This is a genomic window from Streptomyces beihaiensis (genome assembly GCF_026274175.1).
Lineage (GTDB): Bacteria > Actinomycetota > Actinomycetes > Streptomycetales > Streptomycetaceae > Streptomyces > Streptomyces beihaiensis.
This window is the reverse complement of record NZ_JAPHNL010000063.1, coordinates 1-15,051: the sequence shown is the minus strand read 5'-3', so window position 1 is coordinate 15,051 and position 15,051 is coordinate 1. Positions and strand designations below refer to the sequence as shown.

The following is a 15,051-nucleotide window of genomic DNA, read 5'->3' as shown; positions in this document are numbered from 1 at the left end:
CTGGGCGCGGCGCCGTGGCGGGCGTCGCGCCCAGGGCCAGGAACGTCGCGGCGAGGGCTGCCGCTGCGAGGGACCGCATGCTTCGACGCTAACGCCGGGCCGATGCCGTGAGGCCCCGACACGGCCGGAGCGGGCCCGCCGCGCCCGCCGCGCGCGCCGTTCGTGTTACTCGGCCGGCTCCACGCCCGCGCGCAGCAGCCCGTACGTGTACGCGTCCTCCAGGGCGCCCCACGACGCGGCGATCACGTTCTCCGCGACGCCGACCGTGGACCACTCGTCCTGGCCGTCCGTGGTGGAGATGAGGACGCGGGTCGTGGACTCGGTGCCGTGCTTGCCCTCCAGGATGCGGACCTTGTAGTCGACCAGTTCGAGCTTGGCGAGCTGCGGGTAGATGCGTTCGAGGCCGACGCGCAGGGCGCGGTCGAGGGCGTTGACCGGGCCGTTGCCCTCCGCCGTCGCGACGATCCGCTCGCCCTTGGCCCACAGCTTCACGGTGGCCTCGTTGGCGTGGGTGCCGTCGGGGCGGTCCTCGACGATGGCGCGCCAGGACTCGACACGGAAGTACCGGCGGGCCCGCCCCTCGGCCTCCTCGCGCAGCAGGAGTTCGAAGGAGGCGTCGGCGGCTTCGTACGTGTAGCCCTGGAGCTCTCGCTCCTTGACACGTTCGACGACGCGGCCGACCAGTTCGCGGTCGCCGCCGAGGTCGACGCCGAGTTCCTTGCCCTTGAGCTCGATGGAGGCGCGGCCCGCCATGTCGGAGACGAGCATGCGCAGCCGGTTGCCGACGAGGTCGGGGTCGATGTGCTGGTAGAGGTCCGGGTCGACCTTGATGGCGGAGGCGTGCAGGCCCGCCTTGTGCGCGAACGCGGAGACGCCGACGTACGGCTGGTGCGTGGACGGGGTCAGGTTGACGACCTCGGCGATGGCGTGCGAGATCCGCGTCATCTCGCGGAGCCTGCCCTCGGGGAGGACCTTCTTGCCGTACTTGAGCTCCAGGGCGGCGACGACCGGGAAGAGGTTGGAGTTGCCGACGCGCTCGCCGTATCCGTTGGCCGTGCACTGGACGTGGGTGGCGCCCGCGTCGACGGCGGCGAGGGTGTTGGCGACGGCGCAGCCCGTGTCGTCCTGGGCGTGGATGCCCAGGCGGGCGCCGGTGTCGTCGAGGACGGTGTGGACGATCGCCTGGATCTGGGCGGGGAGCATCCCGCCGTTGGTGTCGCACAGGACGACGACCGAGGCGCCCGCCTCGTGGGCGACCCGGACGACGGACTTCGCGTACGCGGGATTGGCGCGGTAGCCGTCGAAGAAGTGCTCGCAGTCGACGAAGACGCGGCGGCCCTGCGAGACGAGGTGGGAGACGGTGTCGCGGACCATCTCCAGGTTCTCTTCGAGGGTGGTGCGCAGGGCCAGTTCGACGTGCCGGTCGTGCGACTTGGCGACCAGCGTGATCACCGGGGCGCCCGATTCGAGCAGGGCCCGCACCTGGGGGTCCTCGCTCGCCGTGCCGCCCGCGCGGCGGGTGGCACCGAAGGCGACCAGCCGGGCGTGCTTGAAGTCGATCTCCTGCCGGGCACGGGCGAAGAACTCGGTGTCCCGGGGGTTGGCGCCCGGCCAGCCGCCCTCGATGAAGCCGACGCCGAAGTCGTCCAGGTGCCGCGCGATGGTCAGCTTGTCCGCGACGGTGAGGTTGATGCCCTCGCGCTGCGCGCCGTCGCGCAGCGTCGTGTCGAACACGTGGAAGGCGTCGTGGGCGTCGAAGGCGTCGGAGGGGTCGTCGAGGCCGTCCGCGCCGTTCGCGGGGTGTTCGCCGGTGTGTCCGGCGGGGTTGCTGCTCATGCTGGTCTGGCTCCTGTGAGGATCTCGGTCTTCTACCGGAATGACCGGCTCCACCGTCCTTCTATGATCCCTCGCGCTCTTCGCCCGGCTGAGGATGGGCCGAGAAACAGAAAAACCCCTCGCGGGTGCGAGAGGTCTGCGCGCGGGTCGAGGACGACGGTGTCCGCCCGTACCTGGTCGTACGAGACGGTCACTGCGGACCGGCGCGCCTGCTGCCAATAATCATGGCGAACGAGAGCACGGCAGCAGTCTGGCACAGGCGTCCGCCGGGGCGCACCGGTGTCTCAGGATGCGGGCGGCTGCGGCACCAGCAGCGTGTCCGTGAGGAATTCGCGCACGTGGTCCAGGACCTGCCCCCGGTCCGTGCCGCGCAGGCCGATCGCCACGTGGATGGCCAGGCCGTCGAGGAGGGCCCTGAGACGGGTGGCGTAGCGGTCGGGGTCGACCTGGCGGAACTCGCCTCGGGAGATGCCTTCCGCGAGAAGGGCGACCAGGTCGCGGTGCCAGGCGCCCTCGATGGCGGCCTGGCGGTCGCGGCCGTCCTCGCCCGCGTTGCGCGAGCGGTTCCAGACCTCCAGCCACAGCAGCCAGTGCGGGTCGAGGTGGCCGTCGGGGACGTAGAGCTCGACGTACGCCGTGAGGCGGTCGGCCGCCGGGCCCGCCGCCGTGAGGAGACGGGCCCGCTCCGCGCCGAGACGGCCCTCGCTCCACTCCAGGGTGCGCAGGAGCAGTTCGTCCTTGGACTTGAAGTGGTAGGCCAGGTGCCCGCTGCTCATGCCGACCGCCCGGCCGAGCGCGGCCATCGTCAGGTGTTCCAGGCCGCGCTCGGCGATCATCTCCATGGTCGCGGCGAGCACGTCCTCACGCGGTGGGGCGGGGGTGCGGCGGCGGGGCGTCTCGGCTTTCACCCGTCCGTTGTACCTGATCCGGGGCGGATCAGTGCCCGGCGGCGGGCTGTTGCTGCGTGATGCAGTGGATGCCGCCGCCCGCGGCGAAGATCGTGCGGGCGTCGACCGGCGTCACGGTGCGTCCCGGGAACAGACGCCGGAAGATCGCGGCGGCCTCCTCGTCATTCGGGTCGTCGAAGCCGCAGAGCACGACACCGTCGTTGCAGAGGTAGTGGTTGATGTACGAGTAGTCGACCCAGCCGCCGTCCTCCGGGTCGGTCAGCGTCTTCGGGGCCGGGATCTCGACGATCTCCAGAGGTCTGCCGTGCGCGTCGGTCCGGCCGCGGAGCGCGCCGACGGTCTCCCGGCTCACCTCGAAGTCCGGGTGGGCCGGGTCCTGCTGGGAGTGGACCATGACGACGCCGGGCGCCGCGAACGCCGCGACGATGTCGACGTGGCCGCGGGTGCCGAACTGGCCGTAGTCGGCGGTCAGTCCGCGCGGCAGCCAGATCGCTTTCGACGTGCCGATACGGGCGTGGATCTCCGCCTCGACGTCCGCCTTCGACCAGCCCTGGTTGCGGTCCGGGTCCAGCTGCACGGTCTCGGTGAGCAGGACCGTGCCCTCGCCGTCGACGTGGATGCCGCCGCCCTCGTTGACCAGGGCCGAGGAGTGCACGGGCACGGCCGCGAGGTCGGCGACGTGCCGGGCGATCTTTGCGTCGTGCTCCCAGCGGGCCCAGTCCTGGGCGCCCCACCCGTTGAACGTCCAGTCGACGGCGGCCAGTTCTCCGGTGGCGGTGTCCTTGACGAACGTGGGACCGATGTCGCGCATCCACGCGTCGTCGAGGTCGCGTTCGACCAGTTCCACCGACGCGGCGAGCAGCGCCTTCGCCGAGTCGAGCTGGCCGGTGCCGACGACCATGGTCACCGGCTCGTAGGACCGTACGGCGCCCGCGACCGACGCCCACGCGGCGCGCGCGTCGGCCAGTTCCCGCTCGTCGGTGAAGGTGGGGTTGGGGCCCGGCCAGGCCATCCAGGTGCGCTCGTGCGGGGACCACTCGGGCGGCATCACATGCGTCATGGGGAAATGTCCTCAGAGGAAGTAGAGACGGTTGAGACGGACGGACTCGGCCGGCTCGGAGCGCAGCGGCTCGCCGTCGAGGGTGACCAGGCCCGTGCGCTGGTCGACGTCGACCGCTCCGGTACGGGAGTTGAGGCGCAGGTCGGCGGGGCCGATGCCGCGGGTGCCGCGCACGGCGACACGGCGACGGCGGGTGGGCATGGTGTCGTGGCCCTGGTCGACGGCGGCCTGCGCGACGAAGGCGACGGAGATCTCGGCGGGGGTGGCGCCGTGCGCGCCGAACTGCGGTCCCAAAACGAGTGGTTCGCAGGTGTCGGTGGCGGCGTTGGGGTCGCCGACCACCCCGTACGCCGGGAAGCCGGCCTTGAGGACCAGCTGCGGCTTGGCGCCGAAGTACTCGGGGCGCCACAGCACGACGTCGGCCAGCTTGCCGACCTCGATGGAGCCGACCTCGTGCGCGATGCCGTGCGCGATGGCGGGGTTGACGGTCAGCTTGGCGATGTAGCGCAGGACGCGCTCGTTGTCGTGGCCCACGCCCGGGTCGCCGAGCTCGGCCTTCATCTTCCCGGCCATCGCGAACGTACGCCGTACGGTCTCCCCGGCCCGCCCCATGCCCTGCGCGTCCGAGGAGGTGATGCCGATGGCGCCCAGGTCGTGCAGGACGTCCTCGGCGCCCATCGTCCCGGCGCGGATGCGGTCGCGGGCCATGGCGGCGTCGCCGGGCAGGTCCGTCTTGAGGTCGTGGACGGAGACGATCATGCCGTAGTGCTCGGCGACGGCGTCCCGGCCGAAGGGGAGGGTCGGGTTGGTGGAGGAGCCGATGACGTTCGCGACGCCCGCCATCTTGAGGACGTTGGGCACGTGGCCGCCGCCGCAGCCCTCGATGTGGAAGGCGTGGATGGTGCGGCCGTCGAGCACCTTCAGGGTGTCCTCGACCGAGAGGCACTCGTTGAGGCCGTCGCTGTGGAGGGCGACCTGGACGTCGTGCTCCTCGGCGACGCGCAGCGCCGTGTCGAGGGCCCGCGTGTGCGCGCCCATGTCCTCGTGGACCTTGAACCCGCAGGCGCCGCCCTCGGCGAGCGCCTCGACGAGCGGGGCCTGGCCCGAGGACGAACCGCGGCCCAGGAAGCCGATGTTGACGGGCCAGGCGTCGAACGCGGAGAAGGCGTGCTTCAGCGCCCAGGGCGAGTTGACGCCGACGCCCCACACCGGGCCGAACTCCTGGCCGATGATCGTGGTGACGCCGGAGGCGAGCGATGCCTCCATGATGCGCGGCGACAGCAGGTGGACGTGCGGGTCGACGGCACCGGCGGTGGCGATGAGCCCCTCGCCGGAGACGATCGACGTGCCGGTGCCGACGACGACGTCCACGCCGTCGACGGTGTCCGGGTTGCCCGCGCGGCCGATGGCGTGGATGCGGCCCTCGCGGATGCCGATGGAGACCTTGCGGATGCCGAGGGCCGCGTCGATCACGACGACGTTGCTGATGACGACGTCGCAGGTGTCGCGGACGGCGGCGGCCTTGAGGTGCAGTCCGTCGCGGGCGGTCTTGCCGAACCCGGCGAGGAACTCGTCGCCGTACGCCTGGGAGTCGGACTCGACCTGGATGGTCAGGCCGCTGTCGCCGAGGCGCAGGCGGTCACCGGCGCGGGGGCCGTGCGTGGCGGCGTACTCGTACGGGCTGAGGCGACGGGCCTCGGCGGGGTGTCCTCCGGGACGGCTCATCGTGCTGCCTCCTCTTCACCGGTTCCCAGATAGCCGCAGGCCGCGGCTCGGCGCAGTGCTTCGGCCTTGGCGCCCGGCGCGTCCAGCGGGCCGTCGACGAGTCCCGCGAACCCGATGGCGACGCGGTCGCCGCCGATGGGCACGAGCCCGACCTCGACCGTCTCGCCGGGGCCGAAGCGCACGGACGAGCCGGCGGGCACGGCCAGGCGCATGCCGTAGGCGTCGGCACGGCAGAAGCGCAGGCGCGGGTTGGTCTCGAAGAAGTGGAAGTGGGAGGTGACGGAGACCGGGACGGTCGCGGTGTTGGTGACGGTGAGCGTCAGGGCCGGCTCGGGTTCGGTGTGGGCGGGGCCGGGGAGCAGGGCGCCGGGCGCCTCGTCGCCGAGGCTGCCGGTGCCTGTGCCCGTGCGCGTGCCTGCGCCGCCGTCGGCCGGGTGGCCGCCGATGGGGTCGGTGACGACCGCGAGCCGGGAGCCGTCGTCGAAGACGGCCTCCACGTGCACCTCGGTGACGACGTCGGCGACGCCGGGCAGCACGTCGTCGGGCCCGAGCACGGCACGGGCCTCCTCGATGGCCTCGGCGAGCCGCTTGCCGTCCCTGGCCGCCTCGCAGACGGTGTCCGCGATCAGGGCGGTCGCCTCCGGCACGTTGAGCCTGCGGCCGCGCGCCCTGCGCGCGCGGGCCAGCTCGGCGGCACCGAAGAGCAGCAGCCGGTCGCGCTCCGTGGGGGTCAGTCGCACGCCGTCACACCTCCTCACCTCAATGATTTGAACGACACTCTAAACCCACTTTTTACGCGTGGGAAGCGTCAGCAAGCATTGACGTGAGCGCGAGGGTAGGGCCACATTGAACGACGTTCTAACTGAGTGCCCAACGGAACACGTTCCCAAAAACCCTCTCCCCCAACTCCCGAGGTGTGCCCATGCCCTCCATTGAGCAACGCGGAGTCGACACCATCCCCGACGCGGAACGCACCAGCGGCCCGCGCGACCTCGTCACGATCCTGCTCGGCTCCAACCTCTGTCTCGGGGTGATCGTCTTCGGCTGGCTGCCGGTGTCGTTCGGCCTCGGCTGGTGGGCGTCGCTGACGTCGATCGTCGGGGGGACGGTCGTCGGCACGGCGCTGACCGGACCGCTCGCCCTCGTGTCGCTGCGCACCGGCACGAACCTGTCGACGTCGTCCGGCGCCCAGTTCGGTGTGCGCGGACGGCTCGTCGGCTCGATCGTGGGCCTGCTCCTGTCGCTCGGCTACACCGCGCTGACCGTGTGGATCGGCGGCGACGCGATGACCGGGGTCCTGCACCGGATGTTCGGCCTGCCGGTCACCGGATTCTCGTACGGGATCGTGTACGCGGTGCTCGCCTTGGCCACGGTCATCGGCGCGGTGTACGGCTACAAGGTGCTGCTGCGCATGTCGCGCGTCTTGGCCATCGGCATGACGGCGCTGCTCGTGCTCGGCGTCGTCGCGTACGCCCCGCACTTCACGACGGCCGCGCTGCCCGGTGCGGGCGGCTATCTGCTCGGCTCGTTCTGGCCGACGTGGCTGCTGTCGTCGGTGGCGGCCGGCCTGTCGGGCCCGATCGCCTTCATCACGCTGCTCGGCGACTACACCCGCTACATCTCGCCGCAGCGGCACTCCTCGCGCTCCGTGCTGCGCGGCACGTGGATCGGGCTGGTCATCGGCCTGTTGATCCCCCAGCTCTTCGGCACCTTCACCGCGTACGCGGCGCGGGCCGCGCTCGACTACGCGGGCGGGCTCGTGGCGGCGTCACCCACGTGGTACCTGATCCCGCTGCTGCTGTCCGCGTGTGCGGGATCGGTCGGCAACGCGGGCCTGATGCTGTACTCGATGGGCCTCGACCTCGACGCGATCCTGCCGCGCGCGTCCCGCACGCGCGCCACGTACACGGTCGCCGCCGTCGCCACGGCGTGCGTGTTCATCGGTCACTACGCGTGGGCGGCGCAGGACGCGATGACGTCGTTCGTGCTGCTGCTCACCGCGATCGGCACGCCGTGGGCCGTCATCACGCTCATCGGCTTCGCCCGGTGCCGCGGGGTGTACGACGCGGACGCGCTCCAGGTCTTCAACCGCCGTTCGCGCGGCGGGATCTACTGGTTCCGCGCGGGCTGGAACCCGCGTGCGACGACGGCGTGGGCACTGGGCGCGGTGGTCGGCCTCCTCGCGGTCTCCCTCCCCTCGTACCAGGGACCGCTGCTCTCCCTCACGGGCGGCGTGGACTGCAGCTTCCTGCTGTCGGGCGCGGTCGGCGGGGCGGCGTACCTGCTCCTCACGGCGCGCGGCGCGGGCGTGAGCACGCCGCTCGCCGTGGCGCCGGAGCCAGAGCGGGAGCCGGAGTCCGGTCTGCCCGGCCAGGAGGTCGAGCCGGTCAGCGGCTGAGCAACCGAATGATCACGGCCCGCGTCTTCGGTGGTGAGCACCAGGAGGTGGACACCATGGAGGAAGCAGCCGCAGCGGCTGTCGCTGGTGTGGTCAGGGCGGTCGGCACAGGGCTGCTGGAGTGCGGGCAGTTCGCCCTGGAGCTGGCGGCGGCGGTGGCGGGCAAGGACCGCAAGAGCCCGTCCGGCGGGCCGGACGACGTGAGCACCGCCGACTGACGGAGTCCTCCGCGCCACCGCGAGATCCGGGCCCTGACCTCCGGTTCAGACCGGGGGCCAGGGCCCGGTGCCGGACCGCCGGAAGCCGTCAGCCGACCTTGTGCATCCAGCCGTGCGTGTCGGCGGTCGCGCCGCGCTGGAGGTTCAGCAGGGCCTCACGCAGCTTCAGTGTGACGGGACCCGGCGTGCCGTCCCCGTGCGTCCACTCGTCCGACTTGGTCTTGACATGCCCGATGGGCGTGACCACCGCGGCCGTGCCGCACGCGAAGACCTCGGTCAGCTCCCCGGACGCGGCGCCCGCACGCCACTGCTCCAGGGTGACGACACCCTCCTCGGCCGTGTAGCCGAGGTCCCGGGCGACCTGGAGCAGCGAGTCCCGCGTGATGCCCTCCAGGATCGAGCCGGTCAGCGTGGGCGTGACGATCCGGTCCCCGTACACGAACGCGACGTTCATCGACCCGGACTCCTCCACCTTCGTGCGGGTCACCGCGTCCAGGTAGACGACCTGATCGCACCCGTGCGCCGCGGCCTCCGCCTGGGGCAGCAGGGACGCCGCGTAGTTGCCGCCGGTCTTGGCGTCACCCGTGCCGCCGGGCACCGCCCTGACGTGGTCCTCGGCGACCCAGATCGTCACCGGCTTGACGCCGCCCGCGAAGTACGCGCCGGACGGCGACGCGATCAGCATGAACAGGTACTCGTTCGACGGGTGCACCCCGAGCGCGGCCTCCGAGGCGAACATGAAGGGCCGCAGGTACAGCGACTCCTCGCCACCGTGCGGCGGCACCCAGTCGGCGTCCTGCGCGAGCAGCGCGTCCAGCGCCTCGATGAACAGCTCCTCCGGCAGCTCGGCCATCGCCATCCGCCGCGCGGAGTTGCGGAAACGGCGGGCGTTGGCCTCCGGCCGGAAGACGGCGATGGAGCCGTCGGGCTGGCGGTATGCCTTGAGGCCCTCGAAGATCTCCTGGCCGTAGTGGAGCACGGCCGTGGACGGGTCGAGGGAGATCGGGCCGTACGGAACGAGCTGCGCGTCGTGCCAGCCGCGGCCCTCCGTCCACTTGATCGTCACCATGTGGTCGGTGAAGTGGCGGCCGAAGCCGGGGTTGGCCATGATCGCCTCGCGCTCGGCGGCGGAGAGCGGGCTGGCGGAGGGCTTGAGCTCGATCGTGGGCGTCGTCATGGTTGCGTGTCCTTCACCGTTGGTTGTGGCGGACCGCGTTTCACGCCCGCACGGCCGGAAACCGGCTGTACTAGGACGTCCGAGCTTTCACGTGCAGCGCGGCCCCGCGTTCGATTATCGCGCGTGACCGAGCGTGCTCGGAACCGGTCGTCACGGCTCGGATCCGGTGGTGTGCGGTGTGGGTGCGGCCCAGGTCGATGTTTTCACCCGGAGGCCGCACACGAGAAGCCGCCGGGTGCGATCGACCCGGCGGCTTCGCCGTACGTGACTGTACGAGGGAGAGCGCCGGGTCAGCCGGCTACTCGCGCGGCGAGCGCGTCGCCGACCTGCTCGGTGGAGCGGGGGGCGTCGCCGCGCTCGCCGAGGTCGGCGGCGACGGCGGTCTCGATGCGCTCGGCCTCGGCGTTGTGGCCGAGGTGCCGCAGGAGCAGCGCGACGGACAGGATCGTGGCCGTGGGGTCGGCCTTGCCCTGGCCTGCGATGTCCGGGGCAGAGCCGTGGACGGGCTCGAACATGGACGGGAACTCGCGGCCCGGGTTGATGTTCCCGGAGGCCGCGACGCCGATGCCGCCGGAGACGGCCGCGGCGAGGTCGGTGATGATGTCGCCGAAGAGGTTGTCGGTGACGATGACGTCGAACCGCTCGGGCTGGGTGACCAGATAGATGGTCGCCGCGTCGACGTGCATGTACTCGGTGGTGACCTCGGGGAACTCCTCGGCCACCTTGTTGAAGACGTCGGTCCACAGGTGACCGGCGAAGGTCAGCACGTTGTTCTTGTGGACCAGGGCGAGCTTCTTGCGGGGGCGGGCCTGCGCGCGGGCGAAGGCGTCCCGGACCACGCGCTCGACGCCGAAGGCCGTGTTGACGGAGACCTCGGTGGCGACCTCGTGCGGCGTGCCCTTGCGAATGGTGCCGCCGTTGCCCGTGTAGGGGCCTTCGGTGCCCTCGCGGACGACGACGAAGTCGATCTCCGGCTGGCCGGCGAGCGGGCTTGCGACACCGGGCAGGAGCTTGCTCGGGCGCAGGTTGACGTGGTGGTCGAACGCGAAGCGGAGCTTGAGCAGGAAGCCGCGCTCCAGGACGCCGGACGGAACGCTGGGGTCGCCGATGGCGCCCAGCAGAATCGCGTCGTGCCGCTTCAGGGCGTCGAGGTCGGCGTCCGTGAGCGTCTCACCGGTGGCGTGGTAGCGCCGCGCGCCGAAGTCGTACTCCTTGGTCTCCAGCTTCACATCCTGCGGGAGGACCGCGGAGAGGACCTTGAGCCCCTGGGCCACGACCTCCTGGCCGATGCCGTCACCGGGGATCACTGCGAGATTGATGCTGCGCGTGCTTGCCGACATGGCAGCACCGTACTCCCAGTCCCATGGAATGACATGGGAAGTCCAGCATTCGGACGCTCGGTGTCCCTCCCCCACCGCCTCAAGGGCGCGGGAGGCACTCCCCGCCGCCGTTGTCCCTGCGGTCGAACGCGCGCTGGAGGGCGGCGGCGGCGCTCTTCGCGGCCTGGCGGTCGGTTTCGATGGACGGGGAGACGTGACGGACTCGACGGCGGACGGGCGTCGCAGTGGCCATGAGGGATCGACTCCTTGAGAATCCTGTGGAAGAGCCCGGGAACAGGCGGATTTCGAAGGGCCGGAAGAGGCGGGGAGCGTGAGCCGCAGGGGTTGCCTGCCTGATGGCTCGGGCTCGCGACCGCCATTCGCCGGATCGGGCGAGACGTTCGGCTGCTACCAAGCTAGGACAGAGCGCCACTCCTGTCTGCACAATTACTCGGACTTCCTACTATCTGAGACGGGGCTCACCTCTTCGGCCGTCCGCGCTCGCCGCTCAGGCACAACACCGCCCCCGGCCGGGGTGGGGCCCGTGGCCGGGGGCGGGGTCAAAGGGGCGGTGCGCGGTGCGTGCGCCCGCCGGGAGGGCGTCAGCCCATGTGCGGGTAGACGTAGTCGGTCGGCGGGACCAGGGTCTCCTTGATGGCGCGGGTCAGCGTCCAGCGCATCAGGTTCTGCGGGGCACCGGCCTTGTCGTTGGTGCCCGAGGCACGGCCGCCGCCGAAGGGCTGCTGGCCGACGACGGCGCCGGTCGACTTGTCGTTGATGTAGAAGTTCCCGGCCGCGTAGCGCAGCTTGTCCATCGCCTCGCGGGCCGCGGCGCGGTCGCCCGCGATGATCGAGCCGGTCAGCGCGTAGTCGGAGACCGACTCCATCTGCTCCAGCATCTCGTCGTACTTGTCGTCCTCGTAGACGTGGACGGCGAGGAACGGGCCGAAGTACTCGGTGGTGAAGACCTCGTTGGCCGGGTCGGTGCACTCGACGACGGTCGGGCGCACGAAGTAGCCGGTCGAGTCGTCGTACGTGCCGCCCGCGACGATCGTGCAGGTGTCGTCGGCCTTGGCGCGGTCGATGGCCGCCTTGTTCTTGGCGAACGCGCGCTCGTCGATGACCGCGCCGATGAAGTTCGACAGGTCGGTGACGTCACCCATCTTGATGCCGTCGACCTCGGCCGCGAACTCCTCCTTGAAGCCGGAGTTCCAGATGGAGGCCGGGACGTAGGCGCGGGAGGTGGCCGAGCACTTCTGGCCCTGGTACTCGAAGGCGCCGCGGGTCAGCGCCGTCTTGAGGACGGCACGGTCGGCGCTGGGGTGGGCGACGACGAAGTCCTTGCCGCCGGTCTCGCCGACCAGGCGCGGGTAGGTGCGGTACGTGGCGATGTTGGTGCCGACCGTCTTCCACAGGTGCTGGAAGGTGCGGGTCGAACCGGTGAAGTGGATACCGGCGAGGTCGCGGTGGTTGAGGGCCACCTCGGAGACCTCAAGTCCGTCACCCGTCACCAGGTTGATGACGCCCTCGGGCAGCCCCGCCTCCTCCAGGAGCCGCATCAGCAGCACGGCGGCGTGGGTCTGCGTCGGGGACGGCTTCCAGACCACCACGTTGCCCATCAGGGCGGGGGCGGTGGGCAGGTTGCCCGCGATGGCCGTGAAGTTGAACGGCGTGATCGCGTAGACGAAGCCCTCCAGCGGGCGGTGGTCCAGGCGGTTCCAGACGCCCTGGGAGTTGGCCGGGGGCTGCTCGGCCAGCAGGTTGCGGGCGTAGGCGACGTTGAAGCGCCAGAAGTCGATGAGCTCGCAGGGCGTGTCGATCTCGGCCTGCTGGGCGGTCTTCGACTGGCCCAGCATCGTCGAGGCGGCGAGCGTCTCGCGCCAGGGGCCCGACAGCAGTTCGGCGGCGCGCAGGATGATCGCGGCGCGGTCGTCGAACGCCATGGCGCGCCAGGCCGGGGCGGCGGCCAGGGCGGCGTCGATCGCGTCCTGGGCGTCGGCCTGCGTGGCGTTGCCGTACGTGCCGATGACGGCCTTGTGGTTGTGCGGCTGCACCACGTCGAAGCGCTCGCCGCCGCCCATCCGCCGGACACCGCCGATGGTGCAGGGCAGCTCGATGGGGTTCTCGGCCAGCTCCTTGAGCTTGGCCTCCAGGCGGGCGCGCTCGGGCGAGCCGGGCGCGTAGCCGTGGACCGGCTCGTTGGCCGGGGTGGGAACCTTCGTCACGGCGTCCAGGGTCATGGCTCCGTATCTCCTTCGGGGGTCGTGGAGGCGGGTACAGCGGTTGTGCGGTCTGCGAGGAGGTTCAGCCCTTGGTGAGGACCGAGCGGGCGAAGAAGAGCAGGTTGGCCGGCTTCTCCGCGAGGCGGCGCATGAAGTATCCGTACCAGTCGGTGCCGTACGCGGTGTAGACACGCATCCGGTGTCCCTCGGCGGCGAGTCGCAGATGCTCGTCGCTCCGGATCCCGTACAGCATCTGGAACTCGTACTCGTCCAGTTTGCGCCCGGCGCGCCGGGCGAGCTCCTGTGCGATGGCGATCAGGCGCGGGTCGTGGGACCCCACCATCGGGTACCCGTCACCCTCCATGAGGATGCGCAGGATCCGTACGTACGCCTTGTCGATCTCGGCCTTGTCCTGGTACGCGACCTCGGCGGGCTCCTTGTAGGCGCCCTTGACCAGGCGGACACGGCTGCCGGAGGCGGCGAGGCGGCGGGCGTCGTCCTCGGTGCGGAAGAGGTACGACTGGATGACGCACCCGGTCTGGGGGAAGTCCTTCCGCAGCTCCTCGTGGATGGCGAACATCGAGTCGAGGGTGGTGTGGTCCTCGGCGTCGAGGGTGACGGTGGTGCCGATGGCGGCGGCGGCCTCGACCACCGGGCGCACGTTGGCGAGGGCCAGCTCGTGGCCGCCTTCGAGCGACTGGCCGAACATCGACAGCTTCACCGACATCTCGGCCCGCGTGCCGAGCTCCAGCTCCTTGAGCCGGCCGATCAGCTCCAGGTAGGCGTCACGGGCGGCGTGCGACTGCTCCACCGTGGTGATGTCCTCGCCGACGACGTCGAGGGTGACCTCAAGGCCCTTCGCGGCGGCATCCTCGACGACCCGCACGACCTGGTCGACCGTCTCACCGGCGATGAAGCGGGCGACGACCTGCTTGGTGCCCGGCGCCGCCGAGACGAAGGCGCGCATCTTGTCGCTGCGCGACGCGGCGAGGATCAGGGGAGCCAGCACGGGGCACCTCCACGGAGCATGTGTTGTCGGATGCGCCGACACCGGCCGGGAGAACAACGTCGCAACGGCGTGCGACACGGCAGGTACGGCACGGGGAACCACCGTGAAATCTAAGGATCACTTTGATCGTGTGCCATCGACAGCTGTCACGCATCCGTGGCCGACATCTCAGACAGGTGTATGAAGACGGCTGCCGCAGGCCCTCGACGAGGGGCCCCGGTGCGCGAGAATGGCGGGATGAAGGGTGACTACCAGGAACTGGTCGACGAGATCTCCGCGCTGCTCGACGCCCCGGCCACCCTGGAGAACCGGGACTTCCGGCTGATCGCGTTCGGCGCGCAGGTCAGCGACGGGGAGGGCGAGTTCGACGAGTCCGCCCTCGACCCGGTCCGCACCCGCTCGATCCTCACGCGCAGCTCGACCGCGGCCGTGCGCGCCTGGTTCGAGGGCTTCGGCATCACCCGCGCGACCGAGCCGGTACGCATCCCCGCCACCCCGGAGGCCGGGGTCTACCGGGGCCGCATCTGTCTGCCCGTGCGCCACCGGGGCATCGTCCTGGGATACGTATGGCTGCTCGACGAGGAGCCGGGGCCCACGCAGGAGCAGCTGGACGCGGCGATGGCGGTGGCCGGGCGGATCGGCGCGCAGCTGGCCGACGAGGCGCAGGCGGGCGCCGACATCACCCGCGAGTTCCACTCGGTGCTGACCGCGGAGCGCGGCTGGCAGCGGGACATGGCGGTGGCGGCGCTGCGCACGGCGCTCGGCGCCCGCGCGGACGGTCTGCACACGGTGGTCTGCGTGGCGCCCTGGCCCGCGGCCGACCCGGACACGGTCTTCGGCAGCTCACCGGCGCGTACGATCCCGGCGGCCGAGGCGCTGTGCACGGTGCCGTGGGGCGTGACGCAGCAGTGTCTCGCGCTGCTGGTGCGGCTGCGGTCGCCGGAGGTGCTGGACCCGGCGGTCAAGGCGGCGGACACCCTGCGGGTGCGCGCCGGTACGGCGGTGGGCGCGGTGGCGGCGGGTATCGGGGCGCCGCGCGCGGACCTGGCCGAGCTGCCGACGGCGTGGCAGGAGGCGGCGGCCGCTACCCGGACGGCCCTGGCCGAGCCGCGTCTTGGCCCGGACGCGCGGTGGGCGCGGATCGGCCCGTACCGGCTGCTGACGGCGCTGCCGCCGGAG

Annotated in this window: 13 protein-coding genes; 3 read left to right on the top strand and 10 right to left on the bottom strand. The window is 71.4% G+C overall.

Annotation, left to right across the window (positions count from 1 at the left end; translation table 11 throughout):
- Window positions 1-165 precede the first annotated feature (165 nt).
- The 5 genes from cimA to ureA all read right to left on the bottom strand — a co-directional run bounded on the left by cimA (window position 166) and on the right by ureA (window position 6,269).
- Window positions 166-1,836 carry a citramalate synthase gene (gene cimA / locus OFY01_RS08085; RefSeq protein WP_266597759.1) on the bottom strand — a complete coding sequence of 557 codons (1,671 nt, stop codon included), beginning with the start codon at window positions 1,834-1,836 and terminating at the stop codon, window positions 166-168.
- A gap of 284 nt (window positions 1,837-2,120) precedes the next feature.
- Window positions 2,121-2,678 carry a TetR/AcrR family transcriptional regulator gene (locus OFY01_RS08080; protein ID WP_266597763.1) on the bottom strand — a complete coding sequence of 186 codons (558 nt, stop codon included), beginning with the start codon at window positions 2,676-2,678 and terminating at the stop codon, window positions 2,121-2,123.
- Between the two features lie 94 nt (window positions 2,679-2,772).
- Window positions 2,773-3,804 carry an agmatine deiminase family protein gene (locus OFY01_RS08075; RefSeq protein ID WP_266597757.1) on the bottom strand — a complete coding sequence of 344 codons (1,032 nt, stop codon included), beginning with the start codon at window positions 3,802-3,804 and terminating at the stop codon, window positions 2,773-2,775.
- A gap of 12 nt (window positions 3,805-3,816) precedes the next feature.
- Window positions 3,817-5,529, bottom strand: coding sequence for an urease subunit alpha (locus tag OFY01_RS08070; protein WP_266597755.1), 1,713 nt, complete (start codon window positions 5,527-5,529; stop codon window positions 3,817-3,819).
- The gene (gene ureA, locus OFY01_RS08065; RefSeq protein ID WP_266597753.1) at window positions 5,526-6,269 is read right to left on the bottom strand and encodes an urease subunit gamma; all 744 of its coding nucleotides are present in this window, start codon (window positions 6,267-6,269) and stop codon (window positions 5,526-5,528) included. Before ureA ends, OFY01_RS08070 begins: the two co-directional genes overlap by 4 nt.
- 182 nt (window positions 6,270-6,451) lie before the next feature.
- Between ureA and OFY01_RS08060 the strand changes: the two genes are divergently transcribed.
- Both OFY01_RS08060 and OFY01_RS08055 read left to right on the top strand, forming a co-directional pair.
- On the top strand, window positions 6,452-7,927 hold the full coding sequence (locus OFY01_RS08060) for a cytosine permease (protein ID WP_266597751.1): 1,476 nt from the start codon (window positions 6,452-6,454) through the stop codon (window positions 7,925-7,927).
- A gap of 8 nt (window positions 7,928-7,935) precedes the next feature.
- The gene (locus OFY01_RS08055; RefSeq protein ID WP_266597749.1) at window positions 7,936-8,145 is read left to right on the top strand and encodes a hypothetical protein; all 210 of its coding nucleotides are present in this window, start codon (window positions 7,936-7,938) and stop codon (window positions 8,143-8,145) included.
- Between the two features lie 88 nt (window positions 8,146-8,233).
- Here the strand turns inward: OFY01_RS08055 and OFY01_RS08050 are convergent, their stop codons facing one another.
- The 5 genes from OFY01_RS08050 to OFY01_RS08030 all read right to left on the bottom strand — a co-directional run bounded on the left by OFY01_RS08050 (window position 8,234) and on the right by OFY01_RS08030 (window position 13,872).
- Window positions 8,234-9,322 carry a branched-chain amino acid aminotransferase gene (locus OFY01_RS08050; protein ID WP_266597747.1) on the bottom strand — a complete coding sequence of 363 codons (1,089 nt, stop codon included), beginning with the start codon at window positions 9,320-9,322 and terminating at the stop codon, window positions 8,234-8,236.
- 290 nt (window positions 9,323-9,612) lie between these two features.
- Entirely contained in the window at window positions 9,613-10,662 is a 1,050-nt protein-coding gene (locus OFY01_RS08045; protein WP_266597746.1) for a 3-isopropylmalate dehydrogenase, read from the bottom strand.
- Between the two features lie 79 nt (window positions 10,663-10,741).
- On the bottom strand, window positions 10,742-10,894 hold the full coding sequence (locus tag OFY01_RS08040; protein WP_266597744.1) for a hypothetical protein: 153 nt from the start codon (window positions 10,892-10,894) through the stop codon (window positions 10,742-10,744).
- A gap of 349 nt (window positions 10,895-11,243) precedes the next feature.
- Window positions 11,244-12,875 carry an L-glutamate gamma-semialdehyde dehydrogenase gene (pruA, locus tag OFY01_RS08035; RefSeq protein ID WP_266597761.1) on the bottom strand — a complete coding sequence of 544 codons (1,632 nt, stop codon included), beginning with the start codon at window positions 12,873-12,875 and terminating at the stop codon, window positions 11,244-11,246.
- A gap of 70 nt (window positions 12,876-12,945) precedes the next feature.
- Window positions 12,946-13,872: a proline dehydrogenase family protein gene (locus OFY01_RS08030; RefSeq protein WP_266597743.1), complete on the bottom strand. Its 927-nt coding sequence runs from the start codon at window positions 13,870-13,872 to the stop codon at window positions 12,946-12,948.
- Between the two features lie 237 nt (window positions 13,873-14,109).
- Between OFY01_RS08030 and OFY01_RS08025 the strand changes: the two genes are divergently transcribed.
- On the top strand, window positions 14,110-15,051 hold a 942-nt coding region (locus tag OFY01_RS08025), incomplete at its 3' end, for a CdaR family protein (protein ID WP_266597742.1).

Bases quoted from the DNA above. Each gene is read 5' to 3' on its own strand.
- OFY01_RS08045 (WP_266597746.1), bottom strand. From the start codon at position 10,662: ATGTCGGCAAGCACGCGCAGCATCAATCTCGCAGTGATCCCCGGTGAC.
- OFY01_RS08040 (WP_266597744.1), bottom strand. From the start codon at position 10,894: ATGGCCACTGCGACGCCCGTCCGCCGTCGAGTCCGTCACGTCTCCCCG.
- OFY01_RS08080 (WP_266597763.1), bottom strand. From the start codon at position 2,678: ATGGAGATGATCGCCGAGCGCGGCCTGGAACACCTGACGATGGCCGCG.
- OFY01_RS08055 (WP_266597749.1), top strand. From the start codon at position 7,936: ATGATCACGGCCCGCGTCTTCGGTGGTGAGCACCAGGAGGTGGACACC.
- OFY01_RS08060 (WP_266597751.1), top strand. From the start codon at position 6,452: ATGCCCTCCATTGAGCAACGCGGAGTCGACACCATCCCCGACGCGGAA.
- cimA (WP_266597759.1), bottom strand. From the start codon at position 1,836: ATGAGCAGCAACCCCGCCGGACACACCGGCGAACACCCCGCGAACGGC.
- OFY01_RS08050 (WP_266597747.1), bottom strand. From the start codon at position 9,322: ATGACGACGCCCACGATCGAGCTCAAGCCCTCCGCCAGCCCGCTCTCC.
- OFY01_RS08075 (WP_266597757.1), bottom strand. From the start codon at position 3,804: ATGACGCATGTGATGCCGCCCGAGTGGTCCCCGCACGAGCGCACCTGG.
- OFY01_RS08070 (WP_266597755.1), bottom strand. From the start codon at position 5,529: ATGAGCCGTCCCGGAGGACACCCCGCCGAGGCCCGTCGCCTCAGCCCG.